Below are 9824 nucleotides of genomic sequence, written 5' to 3'. Positions count from 1 at the left end.
AGCGCCTCGAAGAACCTCGCCTTCAGCACCTCGAAATCCACGATCCCCGCAACTCCCTGAACTCCAGGGTGTTGCGGGGATCAATAGAACCCGCCCCCCTGGCTCGGGGCACTGCCGTGTTCGCGTTCGCTCTTCCGGGTCAGGTCTTTCGGGTCAGCTCCCGGTGCAGGCGTCGTACCGGACGAGTCTCTGGTCCGGACAGCCGTCTCCTGCGCACTCCCGGGCCCCGGGCACCGGACAGGTGCCGTGCACCCGGATCAGTCGGCGGACCTGCGGCGGTGGTCGCGCAGGACGACGCCGCCGCCGATGAGCAGCGAGACCAGCAGCGCCCCGATGCCGAGGACGTACGTCGCGGTGCGGCCGTCGCGGTCGGCCTGGGTCTCGCCGAGGCCGACCGGCCGGGGCACGATCGGGGCGGCGGCGAGCTGGACCGGGGCGTCCGGGGTGGCGGTGAACGGCGCGCTCTCGGGGGCCTTGGCGACGGCCCTGACCGGGTCGACCACGCCCCAGCCGATGAACTGGTTCGGGTCGCGCTGGGTGCGCTGGGCGGTCTGCTCGATCCAGGCCCGCACCTGGGCCGGCTTCCAGTTCGGGTGGGCGCCGACCAGCAGCGCGGCGAGCCCGGACACGTACGGGGCGGAGAAGCTAGTGCCGTTGTCGACGCACTGGCCGCCGCTGGGGACGGTGGAGAGCATGTCGACGCCTGGTGCGGCGACCTTCACGAAGGAGCCGTACTGGGAGAACGGGGCGCGCTCGTTGTTGCGGTCGGAGGCGCCGACGGCGAGCACGGTCGGGAACGCGCCGGGGTAGGTGTCGCCCTCCTTGCCGTCGTTGCCGGTGGAGGCGACCACCACGACCCCGCTGTCCTCGGCGGCCTGGACGGCGGCCTTCAGCTCCTGGTACCCGCCGAAGCCGGCGGCGCCGGCGCCGCGGACGTCCTGGGAGATGTTGATGACCTTGGCCTTGGCCTTGACCGCGTCGTTGATGGCCTGGACCAGCGTGGAGACGTCGCCGTTGCCGTCGCTGTCGTTCTGGCGGATCGACAGGATGGTGGCGTCGGGGGCGAGCCCGACGAAGCCGGTCCTGTCGGAGCGGCGGGCGGCGATGATGCCGGCCACCTTGGTGCCGTGGCCGACCGGGTCCTCCAGGGAGCTGCCCCGGATCTTCTCCTTGGTCTCCCGGTTGACCAGCAGGTTGCCGCCCTCGACGACCTTGCCGGCCAGCTGCGGGTTCTGGACGTCCACGCCGGTGTCGATGACCGCGACGGTCACCCCCACGCCGGTGGTCCGCCCGCCCTGCCACAGCTCGTCGAGCAGCAGACGCTGCAGCGACCACGGCACGGTCGGCACGTCGGGCGCGTTCTTCGGGCAGTCGCCCGCGGCGGCCAGCCCGGGGCCGCTGTCCGCGTACGCCGGGGCGGCGAGCGGGCCGCCCAGCACGGCGAGCGCGGCCAGTGCCGCGGCCGCCTTCCGGTACCCGCGTCCGGACACCCTGCCACCCCTCATGTCGTCCACCCGTGCCGCGCACCGAAGGGCGGGTGCCCGGAAGTCCGAGCACCCGCCCCCTCACGTTCCCGCTGGGGAACGCGTGGTCAGTGGTTCCCCCACAGCTTGGCGTTGTTGTTCTCGGTCGTCTTGTAGCTCTGCGCGGCGTTGTCCAGCGAGGTGGCGATCTGCGTGCAGACCTTCTGCAGGTCGGAGGCGCGCGCGTCCCACTGGGCCTGGTGGGCCTGGTAGCCCTGCTGGGCCGCGCCCTGCCAGCTGGACGCGATGCGGTTGACGTCGCCCTTGAGGTCGTTCAGCAGGTGGTCGATGCGGCCGGCCGAGGCGCGCACTTCCTCCGCCGCGTGGTGGACGGTCTCGAAGTTGACGAGGATGTGGTCGGACACGATGTCTCCCTTGACGAGGATGCGGAGCACCCCGCGCTCAGCCGCGGGCGCCCCACCGAGCGGAAGGTCGGAACAGAACGGTGATCAGCGCGGTGCGGTCGATCAGCCCTGGGCGTTGGAGAACAGCGCCTTCTGCTCTTCTTCGGTGCTCGCGTAGTGCTTGGTGGTCAGCTCGATCGCGTGCTGGATCGCGGTCAGCGACTCCTTCAGCTTCGCGATGTCGGTGTTGACCTGGTCCTGCAGGGCCTTGTAGGCGGTCGCCGCCTGGCCCTGCCAGCCGCCGGTGATGCCATCGACCGTGCTGATGAGCTTCTGCCGCTCGGCCTCGATCTTGCCGATCGCGTCCTCGATCCGCTTGGCGAAAGCCAGCATCTCCTGAGCGGTCATCGTGAACTGACCCTGAGCCATGCTCCACCATCCCCCATGAGACAGACATTGCGTGTACGGAGGGCAGCGCGGCCCGCCCGTCGCATCACCCGAGTGATGTCCAGGAGCACTGTAGTCGGCACACGCAGCTCACCCAACACCGAATGCGGTGCAGTTACCAGACCATGACACTGAGGCCAATTCCGTTGCCGGGCTTGGCCGATCAGGCGTTCTGCGGCTGGGCGGCACTCTTCGCCGTCAACGGCGGGCCCGCCGGGACCAGGTCCGACCACTCGTGCGGCACCGGGAGCGGCTGGAGCTCCTTGTAGCCCAACCGGGCCTGGTTGGCGCCCGATTCGTCCTGCGGAGGCTGCTCCTGGTCCGGTGCGGTGGTGCCCGGCTGCGGGGTGGGCGTGGGCGTCTTCGGGGCTCCGCTCCGGCCCGGCTGCGGGGTGGGCGTGGCGCCGCGGCCGCCGTCGCCGTTGGCCGGGACCGAGTAGCGCAGACCGGTCTCGGTGATCAGGAAGTCGGTGCCGGAGCCGCCCGCCGCGTTGTCCAGCGCGCGGTAGAAGAGGCCGTGCCCGGGCGTCACGTACGCGGCGCCCGCGCCGTTGTTGTACGGCGCCGGGTAGGACGTCCCGGCCCAGACGCTGCGCCGGGGCGTGCGGCCGTCCTCGGCGACGCCGTCGAAGGTGCTGCACACGACCAGGCGCGCGTCCTGCCGGTCCTGCCAGTTGTTGGCCGGCGCACCGGACTTCAACGGCCAGTCGTCCCCGGTGTTCGGCAGCCGGATGTCGTTGCCGAGCTTGGCGTGGTCGGCCGGGGTCATCTCGTCGCTGCGCGGCCGCTTGTCGGCGTCGTACTTGTAGAGGTCCTGGTAGTCCGGGTTCTGCCGGATCAGCTCCGCCTGGAACGGCGTCACCAGGTAGAGCCGGTCCTTGCCGACCACGTAGTGGCGGTCCTGGTAGTGCACCAGCCGGCCGATCCGGCGGTCGGCCTGGTTGCCCAGCTCCACCGAGGAGTTGGGGTTCGGGTTGTCCGCCACCCCGTCGACCTTCGGGAAGGCGATCGGGCTGCCGGTCACCAGGGTGTCCAGCCACTCGCGCTTGACCCGCTGCGGCACCGCGTTGGGCCCGAAGACCGCGGTGATCAGCGACTTGCGCTCCTTGTCGTCCGCCTGCGCCGAGCCGATGCCGTGCTTGCGGCCCTGCGCGTCGACCAGGAACACGTTCGCGCCACCCGACTTGGCCGCGGGCTGACCCGGCGCCGGCTGCGCGGAGACCTGCTGCTCGTCCGCCTGCTGCACCAGCAGCAGCTGGTCCTGGCCGAGCATCCGGTCCTTGGCCGCCAACGCCGCCGCGTCCGGGCCGGCCGCCACGAACACCGCCTGGTTGACGGTCTCCTGCTTGTCGTCCGAGCCCGGGCGGTCGCAGACCGACCACTTCATCGGCTTGCCCGCGTTGTCCCTCGTCGGCAGCTTGTCCGGCGCGTACGGGATGCCGATCGTCGGGCCGTGGTTGGGGTAGCTGTCGAGCACCCCGTCGTCGACCACCACCACCTTGGCGTCGGCCGGCAGCACCAGCCGCGCCGAGGACATGTTGAGCACCTGGTGCAGCCGCTTGGTCCTGCCGTCCGGGTCGGTCAGCACCACGTACCGGGTGGTCGACTTCTTGCCCTGGACGACGTTCTTGCCGTCGTCCCAGTGCAGCGGCGCGCTCGGCTTGAACACCCCCCAGAGCCCGAACCCGGCGACGATCACCGCCCCGGCCAGCACACTCGGCAGCACCGCCTTCACCGGACGCGGCGCGTCCTCGTCGCTGCCGCCGCCACCGGGCAGCAGGAAGGCCCCCACCGTGCGCTTGCGGGCGAAGGTGTACGCGTTCAGCTCGTCCCGGCGCGATGCCATCCTCGTCGTCCCCCTCGTCAGACATTGTCGGACCGGCCTGCCCCGTCCCCCGCACCCGCCGGGCGGGAACCCGCGCGAACCCTCTACGATGCGGCAGCAGACGGTGAGTACGGTACGGGTACGGTCCGCGAACCAGCCAGCCGGGCCGCGGCAACTGATCAGAGAGGGTCACCCGGGGGATGCCAAGCCAGACCGCTCCAGGACGCCGCGGATCGGCAACGGGCGGGAGGTCGCGCCGCTCCGGCCGGGCGCAGCGCGGCGGCCCCGCCCCCGAGACCGCGCCCGGACAGCCGCTGCCGCCCGCCGCCGGAGGTGGCGGGCCCGTCCTGGTCCGGGTCAACCCCCGGCCCGGACTGCTCGGCGGCCGGCTGAAGCTCCAACAGCTCGTCCTGGTCGAGGTCGCGGCCGCGCTGGTCGCGGTGGGCTGGACGATCAGCCGGCCGGTCGCCGCCGGCTTCGGCGCCGTCGCGCTGGTCCTCGTGGTGCTCGCCGTGATCCCGCTGCGCGGCCGGACCATCCCCGAGCTGCTGCGGGTGCGCGCCGCCCTCAAGTCCCGCCGCCGGCAGGCCCGCAGCACGCTGCCGCCGGCCGGCACCGACCCGGCGCTGGCCCCCGCCCTGGAACTCGAACCGGCGCTGCGCACCTGCACCCACGCCACCGAGGCCGACTTCGGCGGCCGCCCGGTCCGCCGGGAGACCGGCATGGTCGGCGACGGCACCTTCCTCAGCTCGGTGCTGCTCGTCCAGGCCAAGGACCAGCCGCTGCGCCCGGTGCGCACCGCGCTGCCGCTGCCCCTGGACGTGATCTGCTCGGCGCTGCAGGTCGACGACATCACCCTGGAGTCGGTGCAGCTCGTCCAGCACACCCAGCCGGCCCCGGCCCCGCACCTGCCCGAGCAGTCGCTGGCCGCCCGCGCCTACCGGGAGCTGCCGGACGGCACCGCCACCCCCGGGCTGCGGCTGACCTGGGTGGCGCTCAAACTCGACCCGGAGCGCGCCGCGACCGCCGTCCGGGCCCGCGGCGGCGGCGAGGAGGGCGCCCGCAAGGCGCTGCAACGGGTGACCGACCAGCTGGCCGGGCGGCTCAACAGCGCCGGGTTCAACGCGACCGTGCTGGACGAGCGCGAACTGATCGCCGCGCTGGCCATCTCCACCTGCGCCAACCCGCTCGCGGTGGCCGGGCGCCAGGGCACCGGCAGCGGCGGCGGCACCACCCGCCGCACCCAGGAGGGCAGCCGGTTCTGGCGGATCGACGACCGCTGGCACAGCACCTACTGGATCTCCCGCTGGCCGCAGCTCAGCCGCCCCGGCGGCTCGCCCGGCCGGATCGCCGCGCCCGACCTGGTCAACCTGGTCACCGGCTCCCCCGCGCTGGCCAGCACCTTCAGCCTGACCGCCGGGCGCGGCACCGGCGGCTCGGTGACCGTCAGCGGGCACCTGCGGGTGACCGGGCGCAGCGAGAGCGAGGTGACGCAGGTCGGCCGCCAGGTGGAGACGCGGGCGCAGGGCGCCGGGCTCGGCCTGGTCCGGCTCGACCTGGAACAGGCCCCCGGGGTGCTCGCCACCCTGCCGCTGGGAGGAGCGTCCTGATGGCGTACCAGACCTATCCGGCCCCCGGCCCGCAGCACGGCGCCGAACGGCCCCGGGCACGACCGCGGATCCTGCCCGGCTTCGGGCTGCGCGGCCCGCGCCGGGAGAAGCACGTGCTCGACGCCGCGGACCTCGGGGCGCTGGCCTTCCCGGTCGGCGACGACGGCGTGGTCATCGGCGTCGACCCGCAGGGGCTGCCCGCGGTGCTCGGCCTGTTCCGGCCCAGCGCGTACGACCTGGTGCTGATCGGCGGCGTGTGGACGGCGCAGGTCATCGCGCTGCGGGCGGCCGCGATCGGCGCCCGGGTCGCGGTGGAGACCGCGCGCGGGCAGCTGTGGGGCCCGCTGGCGCAGGCCGCCGGCGGCGGGCAGCCGTGCGTGACGGTCCACCAGGTCGGCCGGCTCGGCCCGCAGGGCGCCTCGGTGACCTCGCCGGTCCTGGTGGTGCGCGACCTCGGTGCCCGCCCGCCGCGCAGCCGGCTCTCCGCCGCGCCCTGGCAGACCACCCTGACCCTGCTGCCGTACCTGGGCCCGAACGCGTCCCGGGTGCTCAACGCGGCCGACCTGGTGGGCGTGCAGCGGGTCTCCCCGCAGGAGGCGGAGCTGACCGGCCGGGTGCTGTCGCTCCCGCCGGAGGACGTCGCCGCGCTGCCCACCCTCGGCGACGACCTCACGCTGTGGACCACCCGGATGCGGCGCCAGTACGTGCGGGCCGTGGCCGGGCAGGCCGAACAGCAGGTTCTCGGCGGTCCGCGCCGGATGGACTGAGCGGCGGCGCCGGGCCCGGGGGTCCGCTCCGGATCCGACGCCGCCTTCAACGGGGGTTGCCGCACGGCCTAGTCTTTGATGCGGCAACGGCACCGCTGAACAAGCGGCGGCGAACACGAGGGAGCCCTAGTGAGCAGCGATCGGGACGGCGTCTACGTCGGCGACAACGCGGCGGAGGACGACGACGACTGGTCCTCCGACGCGCCCGACTACACTCCCCCGTCCTGGTACGTGCAGACGGACGCCGCGGCGGCCCCGGCCCAGACGGCGGCCCAGACGCCGGCCCCGGCCCCGGCCCCGGTGGTGCAGGCTCCGCAGGCGACCGCTCCGACGCCGGTGCCCGGCCAGGCTCCGGCCCCGACGCCGACTCAGGCGCCCGTGCCCGCGCAGCCCGTCCAGGCCGAGGCCCAGCACGTCCCGTTCCCGGCGCCCGCCCCTGCCCCGGCGCCCGCCCCCGCCCCTGGCCCGGCCCCCGCGGTCGAGCAGCCCCAGACCGCCGCCCCGGGCTGGCCGGCGGAGGCCCTGGCGCAGCCGCAGCCCGTCCCGGCCCCGCAGTCGCCACCGCAGCCGCAGCCGCTGTACCCGAGCCCGGTCCCGCCGCCGATGCAGCCCGCCCCGCCGGTCCCGCCGCAGACCTACGCGCAGCCGCCCGCGCAGCACCTGCCCCCGCAGCAGCCGCTGCCGCCGCAGGACCCGCAGGCCGCCGCGTGGGCCGCCCAGCAGGCCGCCGCCCGGCCGCAGTCCGCGCAGCCGCAGCAGCCGGTCCCGGCCCCGCAGCCCTCGCCGGTGGATCCGCGCCAGGGCGGCTGGCCGCAGCCCCCCGCCTACCCGCAGTCGGCCCAGCCCCAGCCCCAGCCCCACGAGTACCAGCCGTTGCAGCCCGGCTCGCCGCACGAGCAGTCCGGCGGGGCGCAGCCGTGGTCGCCGCACGGCGCAGCCGCGCCGCCCCCCGTCGCGTTCCCGCACTCCACCGCCCCGCAGCCGCCCGTCGCGCACGGCGCGCCGCTCGGCTACACCGCCGCGGTCGAGCTGTCCTCGGACCGGCTGCTGCGCAGCCAGCCCAAGCAGCAGCGCCAGCAGCCGCGGTTCCAGTTCGGCGGCAAGGCGGCCGCCGCCGAGAAGTCGCGCAAGCTGGAGATCATCCGCACCCCGGTGCTGAGCTGCTACCGGATCGCCGTGATCAGCCTCAAGGGCGGTGTCGGCAAGACCACGACCACCACCGCGCTCGGCGCGACCCTGGCCAGCGAGCGCCAGGACAAGGTGATCGCGATCGACGCCAACCCGGACGCCGGCACCTTGGGCCGCCGGGTCAAGCGCCAGACCGGCGCGACCATCCGCGACCTGGTGACGGCCATCCCGCACCTGCGCAGCTACATGGACATCCGTCAGTTCACCTCGCAGGACCTCAACTCGGGTCTGGAGATCCTGGCGAACGACGTCGACCCGGCGGTCTCGACCACGTTCAACGACTCGGACTACCGCCAGGTCATCGACGTGCTGGGCCGCCAGTACCCGATCATCCTGACCGACTCCGGCACCGGCCTGCTGTACAGCGCGATGCGCGGGGTGCTGGACCTCGCCGACCAGCTGATCATCGTCTCCACCCCCAGCGTGGACGGCGCCTCCAGCGCCTCGACCACCCTGGACTGGCTCTCCGCGCACGGCTACGCGGACCTGGTGCAGCGCAGCATCACGGTGGTCTCCGGAGTGCGCGAGACCAGCAAGATGATCAAGGTCGAGGACATCGTCGCGCACTTCCAGACCCGCTGCCGCGGGGTGGTCGTGGTGCCGTTCGACGAGAGCCTGGCGGCCGGCGCCGAGGTCAACCTCGACATGATGCGGCCCAAGGTCCGCGAGGCCTACTTCGAGCTGGCCACCCTGGTCGGGGAGGACATCGTCCGGGCCCAGCAGGCCGCCGCCCAGCAGTCCGGGTGGCAGCAGCAGGCGCAGGCCACGCCGTACCCGCCGCAGCCCCAGCCGCAGCCGTATCCAGGTCAGGCCGGTCAGGCCGCCCAGCCGGCCCCCGGGGCGCCGTGGGCGCCGCAGCCCGGCCAGGCCCCGCCGCCGCCGCCCGGCTACGGCTACCCGCAGCAGCCGCCCGCCCCCACGGCCTGGCCGCAGCCGGGTGCCCAGCAGCCGCCCGCCCCGCAGCCGGGCCCGGGCTACGGCTACCCGCCCGCCCAGGGCCAGCCGCCGCAGCCCGCCCCGCCGTCCCCGCCGGACGGCTACCAGCCGCCCCCCGGCTACGGCCACCCGCAGCAACCCCAGCAGTGACGCCGAAGGGCCCGCCGACCAGGTTCGGCGGGCCCTTCCCCGTGCTGCGGCAGTGCTCAGCCCTAGATGCCGTCGGTCAGCTCGCGGGCCTGCTTGACATCGTCGGCCATCCGGTCGAGCAGCGCGTCGATGGAGTCGAACTTCTCCATCCCGCGCAGGTAGGCCAGGAAGTCCACGGCCACGTGCATCCCGTACAGGTCCAGGCCGACCCGGTCGATGGCGTACGCCTCGACGGTGCGGGCGGTGCCGTCGAAGGTCGGGTTGGTGCCGACCGAGATGGCGGCGGGCATGCACTCGCCGTCCGCGGTCAGCCAGCCCGCGTACACGCCGTCGGCCGGGATCGCGCTGTGCGGCACGGTCTCGACGTTGGCGGTCGGGTAGCCGAGTTCGCGGCCGCGCTGCGCGCCGCGCACCACCACGCCCTCGACCCGGTGCGGGCGGCCCAGCACCTCGCCGGCGCCGGCCATGTCCCCGGTCTCGACCAGCCGCCGGGTCAGGGTGGAGGAGAACGGCTCGCCGGCCCCGGCGGTGCCGCTCACCTGGAGGTCGACCACCTCGACGTCGAAGCCGGCCGACCGGCCCAGCTCGGTGAGCAGCGCGACGTCCCCGACAGCCCGGTGCCCGAAGCGGAAGTTGGGGCCCTCGATGACGGCCCGGGCGTGCAGGGCGTCGACCAGGACCTGCTGGACGAAGGTCTCCGGCGACTCCTGGGACAGCTCCGGGGTGAACGGCAGCACCAGCACCGCGTCCACGCCGAGGCCCGCGATCAGCTCGGCGCGGCGCGCCTGCGGGGCGAGCAGGGCCGGGTGGCTGCCCGGGCGGATGACCTCGCGCGGGTGCGGGTCGAAGGTCACCACGACTGCGGGGAGACCGAGTTCGCGGGCCCGCTCGACCGCCCGACCGATGATCAGCTGATGCCCGCGGTGCACCCCGTCGAACGAGCCGATGGTGACGACGCTGCGTCCCCAGTCAGCGGGGATCTCCTCCAGGCCACGCCAGCGCTGCACCCTGACCGCTCCTTGTTCCCTACGGCG

Annotated in this window: 8 protein-coding genes; 3 read left to right on the top strand and 5 right to left on the bottom strand. The window is 74.2% G+C overall.

What is annotated here, in order from left to right:
* Nucleotides 1-257: 257 nt before the first annotated feature.
* The 4 genes from mycP to ACIPLC_RS33165 all read right to left on the bottom strand — a co-directional run bounded on the left by mycP (nt 258) and on the right by ACIPLC_RS33165 (nt 4160).
* A complete protein-coding gene (gene mycP, locus ACIPLC_RS33180) occupies nt 258-1490 on the bottom strand; it encodes a type VII secretion-associated serine protease mycosin (RefSeq protein WP_400476741.1) in 1233 nt (410 codons plus the stop codon).
* 101 nt (nt 1491-1591) lie between these two features.
* Nucleotides 1592-1888, bottom strand: coding sequence for a WXG100 family type VII secretion target (locus tag ACIPLC_RS33175; RefSeq protein ID WP_400476740.1), 297 nt, complete (start codon nt 1886-1888; stop codon nt 1592-1594).
* A 102-nt stretch (nt 1889-1990) separates the two neighbouring features.
* Complete coding sequence (locus ACIPLC_RS33170) at nt 1991-2296, bottom strand: WXG100 family type VII secretion target (RefSeq protein ID WP_400476739.1); 306 nt, start codon at nt 2294-2296, stop codon at nt 1991-1993.
* 181 nt (nt 2297-2477) lie between these two features.
* Nucleotides 2478-4160, bottom strand: coding sequence for a type VII secretion protein EccB (locus ACIPLC_RS33165; protein ID WP_400476738.1), 1683 nt, complete (start codon nt 4158-4160; stop codon nt 2478-2480).
* Between the two features lie 179 nt (nt 4161-4339).
* On the opposite strand from ACIPLC_RS33165, the gene eccE reads away from it, so the two are divergent.
* The 3 genes from eccE (at nt 4340) to ACIPLC_RS33150 (ending at nt 8790) form a co-directional block, all read left to right on the top strand.
* Complete coding sequence (gene eccE / locus ACIPLC_RS33160; protein ID WP_400476737.1) at nt 4340-5749, top strand: type VII secretion protein EccE; 1410 nt, start codon at nt 4340-4342, stop codon at nt 5747-5749.
* Nucleotides 5749-6516, top strand: a complete 768-nt coding sequence (locus ACIPLC_RS33155) for a hypothetical protein (RefSeq protein WP_400476736.1) — start codon at nt 5749-5751, stop codon at nt 6514-6516. Before eccE ends, ACIPLC_RS33155 begins: the two co-directional genes overlap by 1 nt.
* Nucleotides 6517-6645: 129 nt before the next feature.
* Entirely contained in the window at nt 6646-8790 is a 2145-nt protein-coding gene (locus ACIPLC_RS33150; protein ID WP_400476735.1) for an AAA family ATPase, read from the top strand.
* Nucleotides 8791-8852: 62 nt separating this feature from the next.
* On the opposite strand, the gene ACIPLC_RS33145 is transcribed toward ACIPLC_RS33150, so the two are convergent.
* Entirely contained in the window at nt 8853-9797 is a 945-nt protein-coding gene (locus tag ACIPLC_RS33145; RefSeq protein ID WP_400476734.1) for a bifunctional riboflavin kinase/FAD synthetase, read from the bottom strand.
* Nucleotides 9798-9824 lie beyond the last annotated feature (27 nt).

The organism is Kitasatospora sp. NPDC086801, from assembly GCF_044745805.1.
GTDB lineage: Bacteria > Actinomycetota > Actinomycetes > Streptomycetales > Streptomycetaceae > Kitasatospora.
This window is presented reverse-complemented; position numbering and strand designations above follow the sequence as displayed.